This window comes from Paenibacillus sp. PK3_47 (genome assembly GCF_023520895.1).
GTDB lineage: Bacteria > Bacillota > Bacilli > Paenibacillales > Paenibacillaceae > Paenibacillus_AQ.
This window is the reverse complement of record NZ_CP026029.1, coordinates 5,815,702-5,838,610: the sequence shown is the minus strand read 5'-3', so window position 1 is coordinate 5,838,610 and position 22,909 is coordinate 5,815,702. Positions and strand designations below refer to the sequence as shown.

At 50.1% G+C, this 22,909-nt stretch carries 21 protein-coding genes; 2 read left to right on the top strand and 19 right to left on the bottom strand.

Features of this window, described 5'->3' with window-relative positions:
• Positions 1-16: 16 nt before the first annotated feature.
• The 6 genes from C2I18_RS25455 to C2I18_RS25430 form a co-directional block, all read right to left on the bottom strand.
• Entirely contained in the window at positions 17-997 is a 981-nt protein-coding gene (locus tag C2I18_RS25455; protein WP_249898503.1) for an ROK family protein, read from the bottom strand.
• Between the two features lie 67 nt (positions 998-1,064).
• The gene (locus C2I18_RS25450; RefSeq protein ID WP_249898502.1) at positions 1,065-1,340 is read right to left on the bottom strand and encodes a hypothetical protein; all 276 of its coding nucleotides are present in this window, start codon (positions 1,338-1,340) and stop codon (positions 1,065-1,067) included.
• Between the two features lie 368 nt (positions 1,341-1,708).
• On the bottom strand, positions 1,709-2,539 hold the full coding sequence (locus tag C2I18_RS25445; RefSeq protein WP_249902238.1) for an ABC transporter permease: 831 nt from the start codon (positions 2,537-2,539) through the stop codon (positions 1,709-1,711).
• Positions 2,502-3,296, bottom strand: coding sequence for an ABC transporter permease (locus C2I18_RS25440; RefSeq protein ID WP_249902237.1), 795 nt, complete (start codon positions 3,294-3,296; stop codon positions 2,502-2,504). The genes C2I18_RS25445 and C2I18_RS25440 overlap by 38 nt, the downstream gene beginning before the upstream one ends.
• A gap of 67 nt (positions 3,297-3,363) precedes the next feature.
• A complete protein-coding gene (locus C2I18_RS25435) occupies positions 3,364-4,419 on the bottom strand; it encodes an ABC transporter ATP-binding protein (RefSeq protein ID WP_249898501.1) in 1,056 nt (351 codons plus the stop codon).
• A gap of 79 nt (positions 4,420-4,498) precedes the next feature.
• On the bottom strand, positions 4,499-5,278 hold the full coding sequence (locus C2I18_RS25430; RefSeq protein ID WP_249898500.1) for a GTP cyclohydrolase II: 780 nt from the start codon (positions 5,276-5,278) through the stop codon (positions 4,499-4,501).
• A 171-nt stretch (positions 5,279-5,449) separates the two neighbouring features.
• Between C2I18_RS25430 and C2I18_RS25425 the strand changes: the two genes are divergently transcribed.
• Entirely contained in the window at positions 5,450-5,776 is a 327-nt protein-coding gene (locus tag C2I18_RS25425) for a catDE operon transcriptional regulator CatR (protein ID WP_249898499.1), read from the top strand.
• A gap of 85 nt (positions 5,777-5,861) precedes the next feature.
• On the opposite strand, the gene C2I18_RS25420 is transcribed toward C2I18_RS25425, so the two are convergent.
• The 10 genes from C2I18_RS25420 to C2I18_RS25375 all read right to left on the bottom strand — a co-directional run bounded on the left by C2I18_RS25420 (position 5,862) and on the right by C2I18_RS25375 (position 16,409).
• Entirely contained in the window at positions 5,862-6,743 is an 882-nt protein-coding gene (locus tag C2I18_RS25420) for an ABC transporter permease subunit (RefSeq protein WP_249898498.1), read from the bottom strand.
• On the bottom strand, positions 6,740-7,693 hold the full coding sequence (locus tag C2I18_RS25415) for an ABC transporter ATP-binding protein (protein WP_249898497.1): 954 nt from the start codon (positions 7,691-7,693) through the stop codon (positions 6,740-6,742). Before C2I18_RS25415 ends, C2I18_RS25420 begins: the two co-directional genes overlap by 4 nt.
• Positions 7,690-8,826, bottom strand: a complete 1,137-nt coding sequence (locus C2I18_RS25410; RefSeq protein ID WP_249898496.1) for a hypothetical protein — start codon at positions 8,824-8,826, stop codon at positions 7,690-7,692. The genes C2I18_RS25415 and C2I18_RS25410 overlap by 4 nt, the downstream gene beginning before the upstream one ends.
• Positions 8,827-8,888: 62 nt before the next feature.
• A complete protein-coding gene (locus C2I18_RS25405; RefSeq protein WP_249898495.1) occupies positions 8,889-9,407 on the bottom strand; it encodes a sigma-70 family RNA polymerase sigma factor in 519 nt (172 codons plus the stop codon).
• A 191-nt stretch (positions 9,408-9,598) separates the two neighbouring features.
• Positions 9,599-9,913, bottom strand: a complete 315-nt coding sequence (locus C2I18_RS25400; protein WP_249898494.1) for a hypothetical protein — start codon at positions 9,911-9,913, stop codon at positions 9,599-9,601.
• Positions 9,914-10,036: 123 nt separating this feature from the next.
• Positions 10,037-11,491: an N-acetylglucosamine-specific PTS transporter subunit IIBC gene (nagE, locus tag C2I18_RS25395; protein ID WP_249898493.1), complete on the bottom strand. Its 1,455-nt coding sequence runs from the start codon at positions 11,489-11,491 to the stop codon at positions 10,037-10,039.
• Between the two features lie 44 nt (positions 11,492-11,535).
• A complete protein-coding gene (locus C2I18_RS25390) occupies positions 11,536-12,045 on the bottom strand; it encodes a PTS sugar transporter subunit IIA (RefSeq protein WP_249898492.1) in 510 nt (169 codons plus the stop codon).
• A gap of 22 nt (positions 12,046-12,067) precedes the next feature.
• Complete coding sequence (locus C2I18_RS25385) at positions 12,068-12,934, bottom strand: PRD domain-containing protein (RefSeq protein ID WP_249898491.1); 867 nt, start codon at positions 12,932-12,934, stop codon at positions 12,068-12,070.
• A 206-nt stretch (positions 12,935-13,140) separates the two neighbouring features.
• Positions 13,141-15,888 carry a CHASE3 domain-containing protein gene (locus C2I18_RS25380; RefSeq protein WP_249898490.1) on the bottom strand — a complete coding sequence of 916 codons (2,748 nt, stop codon included), beginning with the start codon at positions 15,886-15,888 and terminating at the stop codon, positions 13,141-13,143.
• Positions 15,889-16,034: 146 nt separating this feature from the next.
• On the bottom strand, positions 16,035-16,409 hold the full coding sequence (locus C2I18_RS25375) for a DivIVA domain-containing protein (protein ID WP_249898489.1): 375 nt from the start codon (positions 16,407-16,409) through the stop codon (positions 16,035-16,037).
• A 183-nt stretch (positions 16,410-16,592) separates the two neighbouring features.
• Here C2I18_RS25375 and C2I18_RS25370 point away from each other — a divergent pair, with 183 nt between their 5' ends.
• Positions 16,593-17,156: a TraR/DksA C4-type zinc finger protein gene (locus C2I18_RS25370; protein ID WP_249898488.1), complete on the top strand. Its 564-nt coding sequence runs from the start codon at positions 16,593-16,595 to the stop codon at positions 17,154-17,156.
• Between the two features lie 2 nt (positions 17,157-17,158).
• Here the strand turns inward: C2I18_RS25370 and C2I18_RS25365 are convergent, their stop codons facing one another.
• From C2I18_RS25365 to hrpB, 3 genes are all read right to left on the bottom strand, one after another.
• Positions 17,159-17,518: a replication termination protein gene (locus C2I18_RS25365; protein ID WP_249898487.1), complete on the bottom strand. Its 360-nt coding sequence runs from the start codon at positions 17,516-17,518 to the stop codon at positions 17,159-17,161.
• A gap of 2,011 nt (positions 17,519-19,529) precedes the next feature.
• Positions 19,530-20,165 carry a general stress protein gene (locus C2I18_RS25360; RefSeq protein ID WP_249898486.1) on the bottom strand — a complete coding sequence of 212 codons (636 nt, stop codon included), beginning with the start codon at positions 20,163-20,165 and terminating at the stop codon, positions 19,530-19,532.
• Positions 20,166-20,318: 153 nt separating this feature from the next.
• On the bottom strand, positions 20,319-22,811 hold the full coding sequence (hrpB, locus tag C2I18_RS25355; RefSeq protein WP_249898485.1) for an ATP-dependent helicase HrpB: 2,493 nt from the start codon (positions 22,809-22,811) through the stop codon (positions 20,319-20,321).
• Between the last annotated feature and the right edge of the window lie 98 nt (positions 22,812-22,909).

The window sequence follows — 22,909 nt, the reverse complement described above, 5'->3', positions numbered from 1 at the left end:
GGAAGTATAATTCTCCCTATACAGCGGATGCAGCCCCAAGCTTGCTGCCTGCATAATAAGCCGCCCCTAAAGTGCCGGCACGGTTCCCGAGCTCTGCCTGCAGGATGGTGCAGCTGCCGCCGGACAGCTTCAGTGCATGGGCACTCACCGACGCTCTGACGCTGCTTAGCAGCCTGTCTCCCGCCGCAGCCATGCCTCCCCCGATAATAACCGCCTGCGGATTAAGCAGGTTAATCACATTGGACAAGCCGTAGCCAAGCAATGTGCCGGTTTCGTGCATGACTTGTACAGAGAGCTGATCCGCCAGGTCATAAGCTTTTGAAATCATAAGTGCTGTAATCAGCTCATGATCCCCGCCAGTCCATTCCTGAATGATGCTGGCTCTGCCTTCGTGAAGCTTTTCTTTAAACGTATTAACCATTCCGACTGCAGACACGTATCTGCCCAGACAGCCGGAGCTGCCGCAGCGGCAGGGACGACCCTCCCGGTACATATTCATATGTCCGATCTCACCTGCACTGAAGGTAGTGCCATAGAGCACCTTGCCGTTATGTATAATTCCAGATCCAAGCCCGGTACCAAGCGTAAGCAGCACAACATTGTCGTATCCCCTTCCGGCACCAAACTGCCACTCCCCGTACAAGTTGACCCTTACATCATTATCGATAAACACAGGAAAATCGTAGTACTGCATCATCTCGTTCACAATATGTATCTGTTCCCAGCCGGGAAAGTTTGGGGAAAAAATTGAAATCCCCTTTTCCGGATTCAGCAAGCCGGGAATTCCTAACCCCATAGCTTTAATCTGCTGAAGAGTAATACTGCCCTCCTCCACCAGTAAATCTACTGCCGTGCGGATCCGTTCCAATACATGTGCCGGACCTTTGGCAGCTTCTGTAGGAATCGACAGTTCGCTTTTCACAGTAAACTCCGCCGTGAACAATGCTGCCTTGATATTCGTCCCGCCCAGGTCAATGCCGATGATGCAGTCTTTCATTTGCGGTTCCTCCATTTATGGTTATTAATTTTAGTGCTCACGGATAAGAGTCCTTAATCTAACTAACTTATTTAGACTCTAATGCCGCCCTGACAAATTCAGCACACTCCTGAACCAAAGCAGGTAACTTCCCGGGCTCAACACAATGTTTCTCCAACACTGGATTTTCCCAATCCATATCTTTAATTACAACCACAGCAAACCACTTTCTATACCAGCCAACGTCGATTGTATAATCGATATCATTTTCTGTGTAACTGACTTGTAATATATCTTCTTGGCCTAAGTACTGAGGTACATTATAAGTAACTATCCCAGGCGAAAAATTAATGCCGTCAAACATGAATCTGCTCCTCCCCTTTAGCCATGCATTGATCAACCTAAGTGGATTTTCTCCATCTAAATCTCGTAAACTCACCAGAATTGCAAGGTTAGCAGGAAAAACTCCACTTAAATATACCAAATTCATCCGTATAGTGCTGGTTTTTCAGAATTAGATGGAGCTTTTCCACCTAATCGCCTTATCTAATGATTTTCCATAGAATTAAGCGGAGAATTTCCATCTGGATCTGAGCAGCCTTCTCCCGTAAAGCAACCCTAGCCCTAGCCGTTGCCGTAACCCCCTTCTGTCAGCTCACAAGCAAGCTTAACAAAACACAGCAAACAACAAAAAGGCAGACAAGATCCCTCTTGTCTGCCTAATCACTAAACTTAAGACCCCGCACCTTTATAACGCCGCACACCGTAATTCCAGCTGAGCAGCCCGATCCCAAGGAACACCGCACCCACCACTGGCGTCAGCAGCGCCATTCCCCGCATCTCCTCCCGGTCCAGGAAAAGCGCAGCCGGATACACGCCGACGAACGCAAACGGAATAATCCAGGTGAGCAGCACCTGAATCGCACGGTTATAGATGGTGACCGGATAACGGCCATAGCTCTGGATGTTATACATCAGCGGCAGGATCCCTGTCGGTGCATCCGAGTAGAAGGACAGCGACGTCAGCGTTGTATAGATACCGGTATAGATGGCTACCGCACTCAGCGTAAGGATAATGAGCGCCGGAATCGTCCACCACTCAAAAGGCAGCCCGAGATTCGCCCCGCTGATCGCCATAATGATTACACCGATGACCGAGCCGAACAGTGCCGGCGGGTCCACATTTTCCAGGAAAATCTGAAACAGATTATGTGCCGGACGCGTCAGGACACGGTCCATCTCGCCTTTGACGATATAACGCTCACTGAAGCCCCACATGTTAATGAAGCAGCTGAACACCCCGTAAGGAACCATGAAGAATCCATACACAAAGATTACTTCATTCTGATTCCAGCCGCCCAGGCTGTCGGTATGCATAAAGATAACCAGAATAAAAATAAAATTGGTTGCCTGAAACAAAAGATCCGAAATGACCTCCACCCAGAAATCGGCGCGGTAGGTCAGGCGGGTCTTCATATAATTTTTGAGATACTCCCATAACAATCCCAGGTAATACACCTTTTCCTCACCCTCCCTGCACGAACAGCCGCTGACGCGCCGCATGGTATAGCCAGACAATCGGAATCAGCAGCACGACGAACCAGAACACCTGGACGCCCAGCACATTCCAGATGCCGACCCCTTGCACCCGGCCTGTAAATACAGAACCCGGCAGGTAAGTAATCGCTTGAAAAGGCAGTACCTTCAGCACTTCGGCCAGCCAGCCCGGAAACAGGCTGATCGGAACGATCAGGCCGGAGAACAGGTCAACAATCACCCGCTTCATCCGCATCATGCCTTCATTATTTTCCACGAAAAAGGCAAACAGGCCTGTAATTACGTTGATCTGTGAATTAATCAGGAAGCTGAAAAAGAGCATCACCAGGAACCCCGCCCATGCGGACGGCTCTGTCGGCAGCTGTACAGGAAATAACAGCATGGCAATAGCCATACCGGGGATCATGAACAGCATGAAGCGGAACACACCTTCGCCGAGCCCCTGCATCATTTTGACCAGAACATAGTTATAAGGCCGGATGAACTGGATCGCGATGCTTCCATCACGTATATCAGTAGAGATTTCCCTGTCCAGATTGTTAAAATAAAACGCCCGCGCCATCCACGACACAGCGACATAGGTGGTCATCTGCGCACCCGAAAAGCCGCCGAGTGACTCCCCTCCGCCGTAGATCGCTTTCCAGGTAAAGTAGTTGACCCCGATATTGAGCGTATAAATTAATATGCCCGAATAGTAATTGACTCGGTAAGCCAGCATCGTCAGAAACCGGATGCGGATAAAATCAAAATAAGCACCCAGCAGCAGCCTCCGGCCGTCCTCCCGGGAGCCGCCGCCAGGTCCGCCTGCTGCTGAAGCAGCCTGAAGCTTGTCAGACATGAGCGGCCTCTTTCTCCTCCTGCAGCGCCGAGATTTTATCCTCCGGCTTCTCTGCAGAGCCTGACTGGTAAATACTGCGGACAATATCGTCCGTATTGGTCTCGATGATTTTGATATCCGTGATGTCCGCCTTGCCGACCACCCGTGCCAGCAGATCCGATACATTGAGTTCACGCGGAATCCATACTTTGGCGCCCAGATCGTTCTCGGCCGTCCAGGTGACCGGCATGCCGTCCGACCACTGCTGCAGCTGCTGCAGCTTGGTGGGCATCCCGAACTGGAAGAGCACTTCACGCCCGGTTCCCCAGCGCTCCTTCAGATTATCGAGGCCGCCGTCATAGATAATCCGGCCGTCATCCAGCATAATGACGCGGGAGCACAGCGCTTCGATATCCTGCAGATCGTGGGTCGTCAAAAGAATCGTGGTGCCATGCTCCAGGTTCATATCCTTCAGAAACTCGCGGATTTCTGATTTTACGACAATATCCAGACCGATCGTCGGCTCGTCCAGGAACAAAATCGACGGATTATGCAGCAGGGCCGCCACCAGTTCACAGCGCATCCGCTGGCCGAGGCTGAGCTTGCGGACCGGACGGTTGAGGAGATCCTGCAGCTCCAGGCGCTCAACGAGCTCGTCCAGCCTTTTTTTAAAATCATGCTCGGACACCCGGTACACCTTGCGCAGCAGCTGGAAAGACTCAATTACACCGATGTCCCACCACAGCTGGCTGCGCTGGCCAAAAACGACACCGATATTCTGCACGAATTTCTCGCGCTCCTCATAAGGTACAAATCCGCCGACAGTCACACTGCCAGACGTGGGCACAAGGATACCGGTGAGCATTTTGATCGTCGTCGACTTCCCTGCTCCGTTCTCACCGATATACCCGCAGATTTCACCCTGGGGAATCGTGAAGGAAATATCCTTTACGGCCGTAACTTCGGAATATTCCCGCTTAAACAAATCAGCGAAGGCCCCTTTGAGGCCCTCGCGGTTTTTTTGGACTTTGAAGGTTTTGCGCAAGTCCTGTACTTGAATGGCATTCATATTGTACCTCGCTAAGCTAGAAATAGGGTTCAGTACACCATTATAATGTACGGAATGCAAAAGCACTACCCAATTTCTTTTATTTGGCGACTCTGCCCTCGAAGAAATCCGGATTCACTACAGCTTCCAGGTGGCCGGAACGGGCAACTTTGGTCCGCAGATACTTTTCATTAAAAACAGAGACATCGCCCCAAAGCGGTATTCTCTTGCCCGTATTCATGCCGGCAGCCCGCAAAGCTTCCATCTTCTTCGGGTTATTGGTGATCAAAGTTACCGGTTTGCTGCGCAGATGCTGCAGGACGCTGATTGCGTCTCTGTAGTCTCTGGAATCATCGGCAAAGCCGAGCTCCAGATTGGCTTCAACCGTATCATATCCTTCTTCCTGAAGGATGTAAGCCATAGCTTTGCTGAACAGGCCGATGCCTCTGCCTTCGTGATTGGCAAGGTAGAAGAGCGCGCCGGCGCCGTGCTGGGCAATCATCTTCATGGACTGGCGCAGCTGGAAGCCGCAATCACAGCGTTTGCTGCCAAAAATATCTCCGGTATGGCAGATGCTGTGCATCCGGATTAAAGCTTCTTCCGAGCCTTCGAAATCACCATAGACGAGTACACTTGACTGCTGCCCGTCAGCGAGATTCATGGAGGACAGACGCGAGATCAGCAGCTCCGTTGCCGCCTGAGAATCCCCCTGCATCAGTTCTTCATCGGTTGTCTTCAACCAGCTGTACCATTTGAAAGTAACGGTCTCTCCGTCCAGATTCACTGGAAGTGTAATAGGTCCGACTAGGATGTTCGTGGAATCATCCATCGTTATCCGCTTGATCTTGTTCTGCAATATAGAAAGAATATCAGGTTTCATGAGAGCACCGTCCTAATTTGAATAATCTAAATTTAAGTATCTGAATATCAAGTAACTATTTGTAAGTAAGTTTATCATTGTAATATATGTTCGTCAAGTTATAAAATATAGTTTAACATTTATAATTACTTATTGTAAGTTTATGATATAATGAATGCAGAGGTGAACAACATGAATGAGTTTGAAATGTGTCCGCGCTTTGAGAAAGCGGTGGATCTGTTAAGCAAACGATGGGTCGCATTGATTGTGTTTGTGCTGATGCAGGGACCGCGCCGATTCGGCGAAATCGAGAGCTGTCTGTCCAATCTGAGCGGCAAGGTGTTATCTGACCGTTTAAAAGAAATGGAGAACGAAGGCATCATCCAGCGTACTGTATATCCTGAAATGCCTGTACGGATCGAGTACTCGCTTACTGACAAAGGAACGGCGCTGGCTCCGATTCTCGGAGAGATCAGCAACTGGTCTTCTGACTGGATCGAGATTGGCGTGACCCAGTGACGCCCGCTTCAGAGGCGAATAAAGCGCCCTTTTGGTTCCGTGATCCGGATCAAAAGGGCGCTTATTTGTTGCCGCATATATACAATTAAAGATCCTTCCGCTGAAACCGCCATAAGCCGGTGAACAGTGCAAGTAAGGTATAGCAGGCTGCATAAATGACAAAGCTGCCAGAGGGCACAGAGCTTATATCCGTCAGGCCCATACTGCTCCCGGAAAAGCCGACCAGTCCGCTGAGATCCTCGAAGCTTAGCAGTTCCCCCATCATCTTCCGCTGTAAACCGTCTACCGGCATCAATAGCGACATAATACCTGTCAGGTTATTAAGCATATTCATGCCGTCCCCTTCCAGCTGCAATGATCCGCTTACCTTGTCAATCATTCCCCCGAGCCAGCCTGCCCCATAGAGCATGGTCATGAATACACCGTTGCCCAATGCCGAGAATACGCCTGAGCCGAGCATGGATAGGCTGATCAGCAGCGGGACCGCTGAGGCGAACAGCAGGAAAGACTTGATTAAAGCTCCCGCTTCTTGCGGTATGGCCGCATGTACCTGGGTAATAGCCAGGATTGCAATAAACAATATAAGCGCATATAGCACACCAAGCGATACATAACCCAGCCACCGTCCCATATACCATTTCCAGCGCGGCAGCGGTCTCGGAAGGAGCGCCTGCATCACACCTTGTTCCGCCTCCCCGGAAATTACAGAGAATGAACTAAATATGGCCAGAAAGGCAATGACGAAGCTGCCAAAGAAAAAACCAAGCGTCAGAATAAAAACCCCGTTCGAAAAACGGGCAATGAGAATAGTGGCACTGCTTGCATCACTTTCTATAAAGGAGTTACTGCCGATTGTACTGGCGACAAACCAGAAGGCAATCAGGAACACTACGGTCAATAGAAGGGTGAGGATCATTACTCTTTTACGAAGCAGCTCTTTACAGGTCATGCCGATGATTATTCTCATACCCGTTCCCCCCTGTGGCTGAGGCCCGACACCGCATCCATGAACCAGTCCGTGAGATGCTCTTTCTTGCGGGTAACTTCATATAATGTCATCCCCTGCTCTACAATCAGTGCATTCAGCCATCCGGCCTGCTCTTCATCCTCAAGTTCAGCCTCCAGCCAGGTTGTACTGCCGTCAATGATTTCAGAGCTCTGCCTGATATGAAGTCCGGTCGTTTCCTGAAGCCAGGACAGCAAAAAAGGCGAATAGCCCCCCACTTTTAAAAGCCAGGTGCTTCGCTTATGGAGTATTTCAGACACTTTGCCGTGCCGCAGGATCCCGCCGTCGTTCAGCAGCGCCATCCGGTCGCACAGCACCTCAACATCTTCAAGCAGATGGGAGTTGAGAAATATGGTGACTCCCCGTTCCTTCAGACGCTCCAGGATCCTGCGGACCTCCATCCGCCCGACAGGGTCCAGTGCCGAGGAAGGCTCATCCAGAAAGACAAGGGCAGGTTCGTTCACCAATGCACAGGCAAGTCCCAGCCGCTGCTGCATCCCCTTGGAATAATGTTTGACCCGGTCCCGGCCGCGCTGGCCGATCCCTACTTCATCCAGAAGCTGCGGAACTCTTTTGTCCGCTGCAGTTTTATCCACCCGGCATAGCCTGGCATGCAGCCTGACCACTTCTTCACCCGTGAGCCATTCCTGATAACGGTATAATTCGGGCAAATAACCGATTCTAGCCTTTGCTTCGAGAGAACCGATGGTATGACCGAACAGGGTGGCACTTCCGCCGGAAGGAGAAGTCAGGCCGACGAGCATTTTGACAAAAGTGCTTTTTCCGGCCCCGTTAGGGCCGAGGAAGCCGAAGGCTTCCCCTTTCCCTACGGTAATCGTAACATCCCGGCAGCCGCGTCCGTTGCTGTAGACCTTGGTCAGCGAATTGGTCTCAATGGCCGGTTCACTCATTGGGAGATCAGCTCCTGCAGTTTGTTTAGATACTCCTCTTTGTCCTGGTAGATATCTCCGCCGCTAAACTCAAACATCTGTCCATCCTTAACCCACACCGCCCGGTAATTTGCTCCTCTGCCGTATTCATCCGTATCCATAATGACCAGTGTACCGCCAACCGTGAGCTCTTCAGCGGTTTCTCCTTTAATTAAAGGCATCGGGATTTCTCCGGACAGTACACGGCTCTGCTCCAGATAGTTTTTCCACTGATCAGGCAGCAGCGGGAAATTCAGAACAGCCTTGAGCGCTTCCGTCACATCAATAGAAGGATCTACAGTTATAGTCGGTGTATTCATCTGCGTCACATATGCCCAGCGATTATTGTCAGCAGACAGATTATAGCTCACTACCTCAGGCATGTGGAGCGTAATCGGCTTACCGTCGACGGACTGCGGCAGCAGCTGGTCTGAGCCCAGGCGCATGAGCGCCTGATTGACTTCATCCACATTCAGGGTGAGTGTTGCATCGCGCGAATTCATGACATAGACCGTATTTATTGAATCAAACATCGGACTGCTCAATGCACTGTAGCCCAGCTTTTCCTGCAGTTGGCCGACAGGCAGCTCGCCCCCGAGATCCCCGGCAGAGGTAGTGAATATGCCAAACTTGTTATCCGCTTCACTGAATGCCCCGCCTTCATTAACTTGATAGAAAATATTCCGCAGATCGCTCTCCTCGATCACAGCGCCCTCCTGCATCCGGAACTGGTTCAGGATGGCCGCCATGGCCGTGTTGCCGACCGGTGTAGCGAGAACGGCGCCCACTATCAGGGCGGCAGCCGCGGCAGCCGTCCACTTGCGGCGGCGGTTCATTTTCGGCCGGCGAAGGGTTTTGTGTGCAGGCTGCTTGCCGAATGGCTCCTTCCCCTGCATGTTTTGCTGTTCCTGAACGGGCGGCTCGGTAACTGCCGGCTGCATATTAGAAGCTTCGCCCTCATGACCCGGGTCAGGACTTGCAGATTGTTGTCCCCATGCTGCCCATACCGGATTCACCGGCTCTTTGGCAAGACTTGCCTGCAGTCTGGTCCAGGCCTCGTCTGTAGAGGATGTATGTGAATCTGTATGTGAGTCTTTGTTCATATGATTAGTCATGACTGGTTCCTCCTAATTGAGTGTTAATTTGTTCCTGTACATAAATAGTTCAATACTCTCCGTTAATCAGGCTGGGGCAGGGATTCTGCTGCATGCTGCCTTAGTTTCTGTGTAGCGCGGCTCAGCAGGGTACCCACAACCGGAGGCCTGATGCCGAGCTCACCGGCAATCTCGCTGTAGCTGTACCCGGAGTACCGCAGCAGCAGCGCCTGCCGGTCCCGCTCAGGCAGTTCGTCCAGCCATACCCGGACATCCTCCTGGTCCAGCTTGTTTAAGACGGCTTCTTCCCCTGAGGGCGGTGACGGCTCTGCTTGAAATAACAGCTCCTGCTTGTCCTGAAGCCGCCGTTCACTGGCTTTTTTGCTCAGGTAATCATAGCCGGCCCGGGTCAGCACTCTATGCAGCCAGGCACCCAGTGCCCCCGGATCATCCGGCGGATTACGGTAAAGCTTAAGAAAAACCTCCTGGGCAAGATCATCAGCCGCTGTATCGTCACGTACTAATGCGGCAAGCTTACGCCGCACAATAGGGTAATGTTCATAGAACAATGCTTTGAATTGTTCAGATTCCGGAATATTCATGAGTGTAAATCCTCCTTATCAGCTGCAGCTATAAGTAAGACGGCTGCCGGAGCTTTTTTGTATCACACTTTGAACCTTATTATAAAATTTATTACTGCCGGACGGAATAACACAAAAAGCAGTCCCTTGTTAAGAGAACTGCTCCTATGTATTAATCAATATTTGTTGATGTTTTTATTTTTATAATAACTTTATATAATTTTGATATATTGCTTCTGAATTTGTCTCGACAAAGTAATTCTCTCCAGCTTCATCTCCCAGATCTGCTCTTTCCAGCGTCCGCTGTCTTCTGCATCTTCCCCGTCCCTAAGCTTGTCGAACAGCTCCAGCAGCAGATGGTTCACCTCATCGAACCGGCTCCACAGCTCCCGCACATTTTCAGCCCTCTGTTCTTCCTCCGAGATTTGCCTGAAATTGTTCAAGGTCTCAATGATGTCAGCCTGCCACTGTTCATCGTTCATTTGCTTGGCGTAATTTAGCAGATCCAGATAATCATCGATTGACATGTATACCGACTCCTTAATCCCTTTTTCAACCTTATACCAAGTATTATACTCGGTTTTATAAACAATGCAATAGTTCCACATAAGAAAAAGCGGACATCCAGGATGCCCGCAGCAAAACTTGCCTTACATTAATTTTTTGATGTCATCTTTAATCTGCTCGGATTGCGGGCCAAAGACGACTTGGACTGCACCTTGGCCGAGCCTCATCACTCCGGATGCGCCAAGCTGCTTCAATGCGTTATCATTGACGGCCTTCTCGTCTTTGACTATCAGCCGCAGCCGGGTGATGCAGGCATCGATATTCTGGATATTGGCCGGACCGCCGATGTTATCAAGAATTTTGGCAGCTCTGGAGGAAGCAGGCACTGTGGTGCCGCGGACACTGGTCTCTTCCATTTTATCTTCCACATCGTCTTCGCGTCCCGGTGTTTTCAGGTTGAATTTCACTATTATGAAACGGAACAATACATAGTAGACAACGAAAAAGGCAAGACCTACAGGAATCAAAATCCACGCGTTCGTCGACAGCTTCAGGTTGACCAGATAATCAATCAGACCGGCAGAGAAGCCAAAGCCCAGCTTGACATCCAGTACGTACATAAGCAGACCGGCCACACCCGTTAATACAGCGTGCACTACGTACAGCAGCGGGGCCACAAACATGAAGGAGAACTCCAGCGGCTCCGTAATCCCTGTCAGGAAGGAGGCGATAGCCGATCCGATAAAGATCGAGGCAACCATTTTACGTTTCTCCGGCTTAGCTGTATGAATAAATGCCAGAGCAGCGCCCGGAAGGGCGAACATCATGATTGGGAAGAAGCCGGTCATGAACATCCCTGCTGTTTTGTCCCCTGCGAAGAATCGGGTAAGGTCACCGTGTACCAGCTCGCCTGCTGCATTCGTAAAGTCGCCGATTTGAAACCAGGCAATGGTATTCATCACGTGATGCAGTCCAATAGGGATCAGCAGGCGGTTGGCTGTACCGAAGACAAAGGCTCCGACTGCACCAAGGCTTACAACCCAGTTGCCGAAATCACTGATTACATCCTGTACCGGACTCCAGATCATACCGATGAATACAGCAAGCACCATCGTGGAAGCAGCTGTAATGATCGGGACAAAACGTTTTCCGGCAAAGAATCCGAGCCAGTCAGGCATTTTGATGTTGTGGAATTTTTTGTACAGGTAAGCAGCCCAGGCTCCGGCAAAAATACCGCCCAGCACACCCATGTTCAGCACCACATCATCGTTAATGAAGGAAAATTGCAGCGGTACAATAGCAAGCACTTTGGTCAGGACCATATATGCGATCAGTGCCGATAATGCGGCAACAGCATCCCCTACAAAACCGATTGCAACTCCAATAGCGAATATTAAAGCCAAATTTCCGAATATAGCATCAGCACCTGCTGTAAGGAAAGGAGCGATATATTGATTCAGGAATCCTCCAACCGCATTGCCTAAATGCAAATCCTTTTCATAATCAATCAGACCAAAGCCCTGCAGAATGGCCGCCGCCGGCATCGTTGCCACGGGAAGCATCAGAGACTTGCCTAACTTTTGTAAAAAAGCCAACATAATAAATCGTCCCCCTCGGGTTCAAAAATAGGTAATGCTATGGCTTACTGCTTTGAAGCCACTCTAAGTACAGGATCCTGGCCGGCGGTAACCTGGCCGTACAAGGATACTACCTCTGGCGGAATCTCCTCCGTAAGGGTCACAATAATAGGAGAAATACTTTGCAGTCCTGCTGCATGTATGGCTTCAAGATCGAACTCAATCAGAGTCTCTCCGGCTGTCACGCGGTCACCAGTCTGGACGCGGCTGACAAAAGCGCTTCCTTTGAGACTGACCGTATCAATGCCGATATGCAGCAAAAGCTGCAATCCGGAAGGATGCTCCAGGATCAGAGCATGATTTGTTTTCACGATATGGGCCACGGTCCCGTCAAACGGAGCCTTGAGGATCCCTTCGGCAGGCTTAATAGCCACCCCGCTACCCATATGACCCCCGGCAAACGTCTCATCCGGAACCTCGGCAAGAGGAAGCGCCTGCCCGCTGACCGGTGCCATGATCTCGATTTGCTGTTCTGTATGCTGCTCTTCCTTTTTGGATTTCCATTTGGAAAACATTATGGCCACTCCTCTCAGGCTTCTATTTATTTTTCTCCACGGTCTGGAACAGCCGGTGCAGATGCATAGCAAGGAAGCATAACTCTTCTTCAGGAATAGAAGCTTCAAGTTTACTCTGCATGATTTTTCCAAGCTTTTGCGCCAGCTTATATTCCGTTTTGTACTCTTTCTTAATGTGCTTAACGAATGGATTATCTATTAATGATCCCTGCAAAATTCTTTCCAGCGAAAAGCGCAGATGAATCATCAGCCGTACGTGATTCATGCTGCCTTGCTCAAAAGTTATATTTTTTTCTTCCCTGATCATTTCGATCAGCTCGCTTACAATATTCGATACCTTTACCAGCTGCCCTACCGGAACGTTGCTGACAGCGGAGTATACGTGGTAAGTCAGGAAGCCCACTTCATCTTCGGGAATCTTGACATTAAATCCGGCACTGATTTTGTCAGCTGCTTTGGAAGCGATCTCAAATTCCTTCGGGAAGGTCATTTTGGTTTCCTGTAAAAAAGGATTGATAATATCCATCCCGCTGCGCAAACGGTAAATGGTGAACTGGATATGACTTGGGAGCGCCAAATAAATCTTGTCGTTTAACTTGCCGGGAAACTGGCAGGTGATATCTCCGATAATCTCATCGGTGATCTTCATGACTTTAGGATCTATATCCTCCAGCAGAATCTGGTACTGGCTCCACTCTTCCCGGTCTTCAAGCCGAAACAGCTTTTCGATCCGGTGATCGTCGGCAGCGATAACACCCTCATTTTTGGCAGCAAAGCCTATGCCTTTGCCTATAATCACATATTCCTTGCCGTTCTTTTCCCCTTGAACCATCACAACGTTGTTTCCGATCACACGCTGCACCTGAAATTGCTCAAATTCCCGCGACAAGTTCTCCCTCCTTCCTTAATCTTCAGTATTCAGGCAACAAAAAAAGCCAAGAATTGCTCCACATGAATGAAGACAATCCTTGGCTCATGCCCTTTACGGTAACACGCCAACTGCATATAAATGATCATTTATGAACACATCATAAAGCATCCGTAAGGATTCCGTCAATGGTAAATTTAGAAAAGTTAAGCCGGGCTAAATTCAGCTTATTCCTCTGCCGGACTGATCCATCTGTACATTCTCGATACTACGTCCTTAAGCAGCACAGGCTTGCTCAGGAAATCTGTAGCCCCCGCTTTCAGACAGCGTTCCCGGTCTTCCTTCATGGTTTTGGCGGAGACTGCAATGATCGGCAGTTCCGTCAGGTGCAGCTCCTCCCGGATGATGGATAAAGTATCGTAGCCATCCAGATTAGGCATCATAATATCCAGCAGCACGATATCCACCCCAGGCACTTCTCTTACAATCTGCAGGCATTCGTAACCAGTCTGTGCGGTCAGGATGTTCATGTTGTAAGGCTCCAGCCCTTTTTGCAGCGCATAAATATTGCGCTGGTCATCATCAACAATCAGTACCGTTCTGCCGCTCAGCTTGAGCGCATCACGTGCGTTAACTTGATCCTGGGACTTAGTCGCAGACGATTCCCGGGTTAGTGTGTCAATATATTCGTTCGTAGCTGCAGCCGGTGACCATGCGCCCAGCGGCACAATCTCAGCTTCACTTTCCACTTCCTGACTGGGGAGATACAGCGTAAAGGTGCTTCCTTTACCTTCCTCACTTACCAGTGTAATATGGCCTCCGAGCAATCTGGCAAGCTGAAGGGAGATCGACAATCCCAGCCCGGTCCCGCCGAACTTGCGTGCGGTTGATCCGTCTGCCTGACGGAAGGCTTCAAAAATCAGCTCACGGTTCCCTTCCGAGATCCCAATACCCGTATCTTTTACAGCAAAGGCCAGAACGGGTCCAGGAGATATATACTGGTCATCGGAGTACTCTTCCAGCCGGGTAATCTCCACTTCTACGCTTCCTTGTTCAGTAAACTTAAATGCATTGGACAGCAGATTACGTAATATTTGATGCATCCGCATTTCATCCGTAAAGAACAGATCCGGCACCTGATCATCCATTTTTACTGTAAAATCAAGCTGCTGCTGTTCAGCTGTTTTGGCGAAATACCCCAGCAATATGGAAGGCAGCTCCGTAAGGTTAACCGCATCAAGCTCCAGCTGCATCTTCCCGGCTTCTACCTTGGAGAGGTCCAGGATATCGTTGATCATCCTTAACAGTTCACTGCCGGAAGTATGTATGACATCTGCATACCCCTGTTCTTCTTCGGTTAAGGTATTGTTACGGTTCTCCGCAAGCAGCTGTGACAAAATAAGCATACTGTTAAGCGGCGTACGGAGCTCATGAGACATGTTGGCTAAGAATTCTGTTTTGTAACGGGAGCTGAGCTCAAGCTGCTCATTATATTTGGCAAGCTCAACTGCAGCATTCTCCGCAACAGCTTTCTGGTCCTCCAGCTCTTTGTTCAGGGACATTAACTCGTTCGTCTGGTTCTGCAGCTCTTCGGTGTGAACCTGCAGTTCCTCAGACTGTACCTGCAGTTCCTCGGACTGGGCCTGTAATTCTTCATTCATCATTTGTGATTCCTGGTACAGCTTTTGGATTTCCATCCGGGTAAGGACCGAATTTATGGCCACGCCCAGCATTTTCAGCAGTTCACCAAACAGCTCAAACTGGTGCGGTGCCCACTTGATTAAAGAGGCAGTCTCCAGAACTGCCACAGTCTTATTCTCGAAAATAACCGGGGCAATTACCGCAACCCGTGGCGCCGCCCTGCCAAGACCGGAATTAATGCTGATATAATCCTCAGGCAGCCGCTCTATAACCTTAAGGCACTTATCTTCCGCACTCTGTCCGGCAAGTCCTTCCCCCGGCCGGATCAGCAGGGCCCCAAAATGGCCTTCCTTATCCTCTGCTCCCGCATAGGCATACGTACGTTTGAAATTATTATCATGATCCAGGACAAAAACAGCCCCGTACTGCATTTCCAGTATCGTAGCGAGCTTATTCGTAAAAGTCCGGCACATCTTCTCCAGATCGGTTGTTTCCTGAAGCAGAATCGACATCGCGGCCAACTGTTCGCTGCTCCATTGTTCACGCTGCACGGTGTCCAGCAGATTATTAGTCGCTTCTCCAAGATCATAGATTTCGTCCCTGGTTTTGACTTTGATCCGCTCAGACATATTCCCCCTGCCGGCGATACCGCTTATCGCACTGATGATACTGACCAGAGGATTAACAATGTTAGCTGCGATCAAATAGGCAATCAGTGACGCGAGCAGGGCAACCAGTGACCACAGGATATACATTGTGATGATAAGCTTCTCATTACCGCTCTTAAGCGCAGTAATCCGTTCGCTTGTTAATTTACGCTCATTGTCACGGAAATAATCAGACTGGGCACGGATCGTATCTACGAGTGATTTGCCGTTATCATTGCGGTAAAATGCATCGACGGCGGCCTCATGGCCATTTCTTTTCAGATCAATAACATATTCTCCCGCTGTACTGATCCACAGTTCTATACTTTCCCTGATATTGCTCAAATTCTGCGTTTGCTCGGGATTATCTTCAATAAGTGCGTTCAGCTTGGCATAATTAATCCGCCAGTCAGCAAGTCCGCTGTTATACGGCTCAAGATAGCTTTCGTCACCGGTTATGACGTATCCCCGCTGTCCGGTCTCCATATCTAGAACATTCTTCTCAATCTGATAGGTAAGCTCATGCACTTCAATATCGTGGCTGCTAATGAACATGGTTTCATGCTCAAGATCGGTAATTCTACTGGAGACAATAAGCAGGAACAGACCCAGCATTAACAATATAATAAAGTATCCAAGTCCGATTTTCCCGCGGATTTTCAGGCTCCAAGCATGCTTTTTAGGCAAAGGTACAACCTCCATCTTGCATCCCGGTATATGTTCTCTTTGATTGTAAATGCTGGTAACAAAATTCACAAGTCTCCATGCTGGACATGAAGACAAGTGTTATAGATAAAATAGGTGTCCGGACCAGGGACGTTGCTATTGCTATTTTAGAGATATTCTTCTGCGCGGGGGAGCTTCTCCTTCAGCTGGCGCAGATTCAGCTCCATTCTGATCACTACATCCTCCAGTTCCTTGGGATCGATGCCTCTGATCACCGGAACGGCTGCGGCTTTGGTCTCCTTCAACTCACGCAGCTCCAGCTGCTGCTCCTGCCACTTATCCATCAGATCGGCAATCGTGGCGTAAAAACGTTCATAATCCTTAATTACGCTATCCAGAAAAGTATCCACTTCCTCAGCGTCATAACCGCGAAGCTTCATGCTGAATTCCTTCTCATGAATCGTAAGTGCATCAAGAGTAATGCCGAGCTGGCTGAACAGCTTTCTCTGCTTGTCCAGTCTGCGTTTCATATGTTCATCCATTTAAGTAACCTCCATGTGTGCGTGTTCTCCGGCAGTAACCATTATAACAGGCTGCAGGGTACCTGAAAATATCACTAAAGTTGCAGTTCTGAATCCGGCCCCGATGATTGCCTGTTCATGGAATAGGGTAAGGAAAGAATACGGCAGCACTACTACACTTTTCGCAGAAAGGAAGATCATCTCATGAGCCACTTAAGCGATTCACAGCTAGCTACACTGAAAGCTGCTCTGGAAGAACGCAGAAACGAACTGGAGCAGCATTTCGCTGACAACGGGGAAGAAAACAGCCTTCTTGGAGATTCACTCCGGGTCTCTACCGGTGAGCTTTCCTCCGCAGACAATCATCCGGCAGACACAGGCACCGAGACCTTTGAAAGAAGCCGGGATCTGGGAATTAACTATGCCTTCAATGAAGAGCTTAAAGAGATTGATGAAGCGCTTCAGCGGATGGAGGATGGAACCTACGGAATCTGCGTAATCAGCAAAGAAGAAATCCCTTATGAACGGCTGGAAGCCATTCCGTATACCAAATATACTGTCGAGCATACACCGGAACGCGGAACTTCGGGCGATCGTCCTGTTGAAGAAGAAGTGATGACGACCCCTCCGAAAGGTGCGGGAGAAGGCCGCCAGGAGAACAGCGGAAGATTCGATGATGCCGATGCCTGGGATGCCGTTGAAGATTATGGCACTGCCAGCTCTCCAATCACACTTCCGGAGAATGACGCCGAAGAGCCGGATGCTTAAAATTAGTAATTATCCGCTACAGCTTTATTCAATATTCCGAGACAGCGGTCCAGATCGGTCTTGACCTGCTTCTTGTACAGCTTGGCTTTCTCCTCTCCGTCGGCCGTAAAATGATAAAGTACGATTTCCTGAAAATCGACCTTCGGATCATTTCCCTTCAATTGCTTGGTGCGGTACAGAATACCCTGCTGCACCAGCTCATGGAGCGCCCGGTATACTTCACTCTGGGGAGGAGAATAGCCGTAAGCTTTAAAATCCCTCCGTAAATCCTCAAGCATCTGATACCCGTACCCTTTATGCTGCTCTACCATTGTAATCAGATAAATTTTAATATACGCCCGCTGGGCAATCATAAATGCCATGGAATCTCCTCCTTGTGGTGTATGCAGCACCGTTTCGTGTTTGATTTCTGCTGAAAGATAGCTGTCCGGAAAAAGGACTTCATTGTCAAAGCTTAAGACTAGGCTAAACCCCGTATGAGGTTTCTGAACCTTAATTAATATAATAATTTGTGTAAACTATCTATCTTTAATATAAACACTATTTTCCAACTTTCACAACCTGAATTTGCCAAAGTCTGGGGTCCCTCTTTTTCTGGGGTCTATTTTATTTCTGGGTTTATTTTTTTCTGGGTTTATTTTTTTCTGGGTTTATTTTTTTCTGGGTTTATTTTTTTCTGGGTTTATTTTTTCTCTGGGGCTCACTTTTTCTATTGTCTATGTAAATAGGTCCGTGATATATGATGGGATTTTACTGAGTTTGCGGGAGTGCAATGTCTTTTTGCGTTTGTTATTGTGAATTTTTCATATGCTGTAATTTGGTGTATAGGGGTTGGATTGTAATCTATCAGCTTCTGGCTGTTTCTTTTTGTTGCCGCCTTCTCCCGAAGCTTTGCCTGACTGTCAGACTTATGCTGTCACTGTCACCTGTTTTCGTCTGCCTTAGCAATTCATGATATCTGTGGCGGAAAAAATACCTACACCCGCTGTCCCACGCACCAATCTACACGTGCAACCTACGCGGACAAATTATTGAAGTGACCAGAGCCCTTACACGGTTCCATTCCATCTGGAAGTAGTTCCGGGTTAGTTGTATTTCTTACATTTAAATGAAGCTTAAAAGCAGGATTCGGGAAGTTAACTGTAAACTGTACAACTAAAAACAGAGAATTTTCTTCTTTCCCGGGATTTAGGGTTTTTTAACTGTAGAGACTGCAACTAAACTCCTCTCGGCACGATAAAAGCTATTTTTAGTTGTATGAAATGCAATTAGCGCATAATCAGGTGGAATTCGGATCTCATCACGGTAGAAGTAAATCCGAATTTGATTCCCGATTGGGAAGTATGAATAAATTTAATGGCAGTGAATGTAACGCACCGGGGGCATTCATTAGGATTGTCTGTTCAAACGCACAACGATTATAGTTTGAGAATTTTCAGGGTTTGATTTGGATTGGGGGTTGGGGTTGGGGGTTGGGGTTGGGGGTTGGGGTTGGGGGTTGTTCCTTCTGCTCTTCTGCTCTTCTTGCGGTGCTCTTATGTCCATGAGTTCTCAACTGATTGTTCTCTGCTTTCGCCTTCCTCTACTGCTATTTCGCTCTTATGCGCCGTTGTTCTGCTTGGTACAGCTGCTGCTATTCTACTAATGAGTTGATCTTGAGTTGCTTATCTGTTTTTAATTCGGTTTTGTTTTTGCTCTGGTTGTGATTTGTTCTACTCCCTCTCTTCTTCTGCTTTTTCTTTTACTCTTTTTCTTTTACTCTTTTTCTCTTTCACTCTATTTTTGGTTATCTTATTTTGTTTATTACTTGTTTACCTACTTGTTTATTTCACTTGGCTCATAATTAGAATATTATTGTGAATTTTTCATATGTTGAAATTTAATTTTATACTCTTTCTAATTTTATTCTCTTTCCCCGGAGTTTACAGCTCGTCCGTAATTCAGCTTGAGCACATTTGTCACCAATTCACCAGGAATGGAATCTCGCTGTTTCAGCCATGTATGGGGTTTATGTTGTTCTGGCGAATACTAATACGTCGGATCAAAATCTGTTCCTAGCAGTTCGAGTATAAGTTGATTGACTGCATTTTGCGCAATAGATTTCCGTATTTTGGGCCGATATCTGCGGATTTGCGGATTTTTAATGTACTAACTGCGGCAGATTCCATTTTCCGGCGGATTTAAGACGCTTCTGCTGCAGAAAATGCAACAGAATGACTTTCACCCTCCTCCTAAATTCATTCTACCCTGCTGCTCGGGCATCGGACATAGAGGGTATATCTAGCTCCAACAACAAAAAAACTGCACTCCAGACATTATCGCCTGAAATGCAGTTTTTCTTTTTATAATATCAACGGGCCTTAAGGACCCTGATTAGAATCTGTCGCGGTTGTAAAGATCCGGATCATTCAAGGTACCTCTGTTGCCTGGTGTATTGCCGACTGCGGTGTCGTCCCGGATTACATCACGATTCGCTACACCTTGATTAGTCAAAGTATCGTCAGCATACAGATTGTTATAGCGTGCAGAGTTCAGCGACTGGTTGCCGGTGAAGACATTATGAATATCGCGTCCTCTGCCGTTGTCATCTACCAGTACAAGGATTTTGCCGCTGTCGACATAACCCTCGTAATCCTTCGCTTCGTCCTCAGGGATGCCGAGTCCGATCAGTCCGCCTACCAGCCCTCCGGCACCGGCACCGATAGCCGCCCCGGTAAGTGTAGCCACGATAGGCCCTGCTGCCAGTATCGGCCCGATACCCGGAATTGCCAGCGCCCCGATTCCGGCAAGCAGGCCGGTAACACCGCCTACCACACCGCCCGTTGCTGCCCCGGTAGCTACACCCTCTGGAGCCATCGTGCCTGTATCTTCAGAAATGCTTTTCATTTCATCACGGTCACGTGTAATGACTGAAATTTCATCATTGGTAATTCCTTGCCGCTGCAGTCCTTCAATTGCTCTGGTCGCTTCTTGTTCCGTATCGAAAACACCTACGATTTTATTAGTCACTTGAAGCCCTCCTTCGTAATTGTCGTTCGCTACTTTATTACCCTTACACGAAGGAACAAAACAGTTCCGCGTAACAATTAAACGGAATTTATGATCGCCGGGTGAACATCTCCTGAATCTCAAAATTTGAATAGAGCAGCCACTAATTTGTATTTATTTCGCAGGCCGGGTCCGGTTCGTCGGTACCGCCTGCAGCGGGTCATCCGGCCAGTAATGCTTGGGATAACGTCCTTTCAGATCCTTTCGCACTTCAAAATAAGTGCTTCTCCAGAAGCTCCCGAGATCCGAGGTCACCTGCACCGGCCGCCTTGCCGGTGAGAGTAAATGCAGCAGGACTGGAACCCTTCCGAGCCCTATTCTCGGTGTATCAATCTGGCCGAACATTTCCTGCAGCCGGACAGCCAGTACCGGAGTACCTGCATTACTATAATCCAAAGGCACTTTTGATCCGCTGGGTACCGTGATATGAGTAGGCGCCTCCCTGTCCAGCACCTGCCGGCTGTTCCAGTCCAGCAGGTTTTCCAGCGCACGCGATAACGGCAGGCGCTGCAGATCACGCAAATTGCGCATACCGGAAATGAACGGTCCCAGCCACTCTTCAAGTGTACCGGTCAGCGCTTCGTCAGAGACATCAGGCCAGTCCGGCTGCAGACCATGCATGAACCCCATCCGCTCACGCAGCTGGACGGTTCCTTTATCCCAAGGCAGCAGGTGCAGTCCTTCCTCGGCAACCACACGCAGCAGAATGGCTTCCGTCTCTTCAGCAGAAGGGCGTTCGTGAGTGGTTTCTTTCAGTACAAGCGCGCCAAATTTGGTGATCCGGCGCGCCTTCACGCTTCCGCTGTCCTTGTCCCAGTACACCTCGCGCTCCTCCGCGAGGTTATCAGCATGATGCTTCAGCAGCTGCTCTTCGGGCAGCTCCGCGGCAAGCATGATCCGGTCTGTGCCGGCGCGCGCCTCCACGCCGGCAGCAACAATATAGGGCGAGCGCGCCAGCGGCTGCCCTTCAGCCATCGCCGCCCCCCGGCCTCCGGACAGCAGAAACGCGCCATCGCCGCGTTTTTGCCCGACCCGGTCGGGGTAGGCGAACGACAGCAGCAGGCCTATGCTGCTTTCGCCGGCTTTGCCGTGAGGCGCGCCCTGCAGCTGCGCCTCAAGATTACGGCTCTCGCGCAGCACCGCGCGCAGGAGCCCGGGGTCCGCTCCGCCCGTGTCGGCGGCGGAGCGCTCGTACCTCTGCAGCGCCTCCACGCGCAGCGTGAGGTCGCTGCCCTGCCCGGCGGGACCCTTGAACAGGTCCCGCTCCCCCAGCAGCGCCGCGAGCCGGCAGGCCAGCGGCGCTGCGCCAAGCGCGGCCGCGCGCAGCAGCATGTGCGCGGCCCGCGGGTGCGCGCCCAGCACGGCCATGCTGCGGCCGTGCGGCGTAATGGCGCCGCCGGCGTCCAGCGCGCCGAGCTGGCGCAGGAGCGCTGTGCCCTGCGCATAAGGCGCAGCGGGCGGCGCGTCCAGCCAAGGCAGTGCGGCAGGGTCCCGCACGCCCCACAGCGCCAGCTCCAGGGCCAGCTGCGCCAGGTCGGTCTCCATAATTTCCGGCACATTATCTTCCGGAAGCCGCAGGTGCTCTTCCGAGCTCCACAGCCGGTAGCACACTCCGGGGGCGGTACGTCCGGCCCGCCCGCGCCGCTGATCCGCCGATGCCTTCGAGACCGGCACCGTCGTCAGCTGCGGCATCCCGGTACGCGGCGAGAATACCTGCGTCCGTCTCAGGCCGGTATCGATCACCGTACGCACGCCTTCAATCGTCAGACTGGTCTCGGCAATCGAAGTCGCCAGTACCACCTTGCGTTCGCCAGGAACCGCAGCAGCTACAGCCGCATCCTGTTCAGCCTGCGGCAATTGCCCGTACAGCGGGCGCAGCACCGTTCCGGCAGGCAGACTTCCGCCCGCCAATTCCCGTTCAGTTCGCCGGATCTCCCGCTCTCCCGGCAGGAAGACAAGCACGTCACCAGCCTGCTCCGAGAGTGCGCGCCTTACAGCGGCTGCGGCCGCTTTTTCAAGCGGTGTATCGGATTTTGCAGGGGCATAGATGGTCTCTACCGGGAAGGTCCGGCCCGGACATTGCACCACAGGAACTCCGCCCAGGAGAGCAGAGACACGTTCCCCGTCAATCGTTGCCGACATGATAAGAATCCGCAAATCCTCCCGCAGCACCGACTGGGCTTCCAGCGTCAAAGCGAGCCCCAGATCGGCATGCAGGCTCCGTTCATGAAATTCATCAAAGATAACCAGTCCCACATCCCCAAGGGTAGGGTCGCTTTGCAGCATTCGCGTTAATACCCCTTCGGTGACCACGACGATACGCGTATTTTTGCCCACCTTGCTGTCCATCCGCATCCGGTAACCAACAGTCTGTCCTGCACTCTCTCCCATGCCGGCCGCCATATACATGGCCGCTGAACGTGCAGCCAGCCTCCGAGGCTCCAGCATCAGGATCGTTTTGCCCTCCATCCACGGTTCATCCAAAAAAGCCGGCGGTGTACCTGTGGTCTTCCCCGCTCCCGGCTCGGCAATCAGCACTGCCGCTGTATTGTTATTCAGTGTTGCTCTCAGTTCAGGTAGCACCTGCATAATTGGAAGCTGTTTCATTATTTCTCTCCATTATCTGCACATAGTCTTAACTTTTCCATATATACCATCATGGGCGAAACCGGCACGGAATTCAAGAACCTGTGCGGCAGCCATAG

Bases quoted from the DNA above. Each gene is read 5' to 3' on its own strand.
- C2I18_RS25390 (WP_249898492.1), bottom strand. From the start codon at position 12,045: ATGTTTTCCAAATGGAAATCCAAAAAGGAAGAGCAGCATACAGAACAG.
- C2I18_RS25400 (WP_249898494.1), bottom strand. From the start codon at position 9,913: ATGTCAATCGATGATTATCTGGATCTGCTAAATTACGCCAAGCAAATG.
- C2I18_RS25370 (WP_249898488.1), top strand. From the start codon at position 16,593: ATGAGCCACTTAAGCGATTCACAGCTAGCTACACTGAAAGCTGCTCTG.
- C2I18_RS25410 (WP_249898496.1), bottom strand. From the start codon at position 8,826: ATGACTAATCATATGAACAAAGACTCACATACAGATTCACATACATCC.
- C2I18_RS25445 (WP_249902238.1), bottom strand. From the start codon at position 2,539: ATGCGGCGCGTCAGCGGCTGTTCGTGCAGGGAGGGTGAGGAAAAGGTG.
- C2I18_RS25435 (WP_249898501.1), bottom strand. From the start codon at position 4,419: ATGAATGCCATTCAAGTACAGGACTTGCGCAAAACCTTCAAAGTCCAA.
- C2I18_RS25405 (WP_249898495.1), bottom strand. From the start codon at position 9,407: ATGAATATTCCGGAATCTGAACAATTCAAAGCATTGTTCTATGAACAT.
- C2I18_RS25450 (WP_249898502.1), bottom strand. From the start codon at position 1,340: ATGTTTGACGGCATTAATTTTTCGCCTGGGATAGTTACTTATAATGTA.
- C2I18_RS25430 (WP_249898500.1), bottom strand. From the start codon at position 5,278: ATGAAACCTGATATTCTTTCTATATTGCAGAACAAGATCAAGCGGATA.
- C2I18_RS25375 (WP_249898489.1), bottom strand. From the start codon at position 16,409: ATGGATGAACATATGAAACGCAGACTGGACAAGCAGAGAAAGCTGTTC.
- C2I18_RS25365 (WP_249898487.1), bottom strand. From the start codon at position 17,518: ATGGCATTTATGATTGCCCAGCGGGCGTATATTAAAATTTATCTGATT.
- nagE (WP_249898493.1), bottom strand. From the start codon at position 11,491: ATGTTGGCTTTTTTACAAAAGTTAGGCAAGTCTCTGATGCTTCCCGTG.
- C2I18_RS25425 (WP_249898499.1), top strand. From the start codon at position 5,450: ATGAATGAGTTTGAAATGTGTCCGCGCTTTGAGAAAGCGGTGGATCTG.
- C2I18_RS25415 (WP_249898497.1), bottom strand. From the start codon at position 7,693: ATGAGTGAACCGGCCATTGAGACCAATTCGCTGACCAAGGTCTACAGC.
- hrpB (WP_249898485.1), bottom strand. From the start codon at position 22,811: ATGAAACAGCTTCCAATTATGCAGGTGCTACCTGAACTGAGAGCAACA.
- C2I18_RS25455 (WP_249898503.1), bottom strand. From the start codon at position 997: ATGAAAGACTGCATCATCGGCATTGACCTGGGCGGGACGAATATCAAG.
- C2I18_RS25420 (WP_249898498.1), bottom strand. From the start codon at position 6,743: ATGAGAATAATCATCGGCATGACCTGTAAAGAGCTGCTTCGTAAAAGA.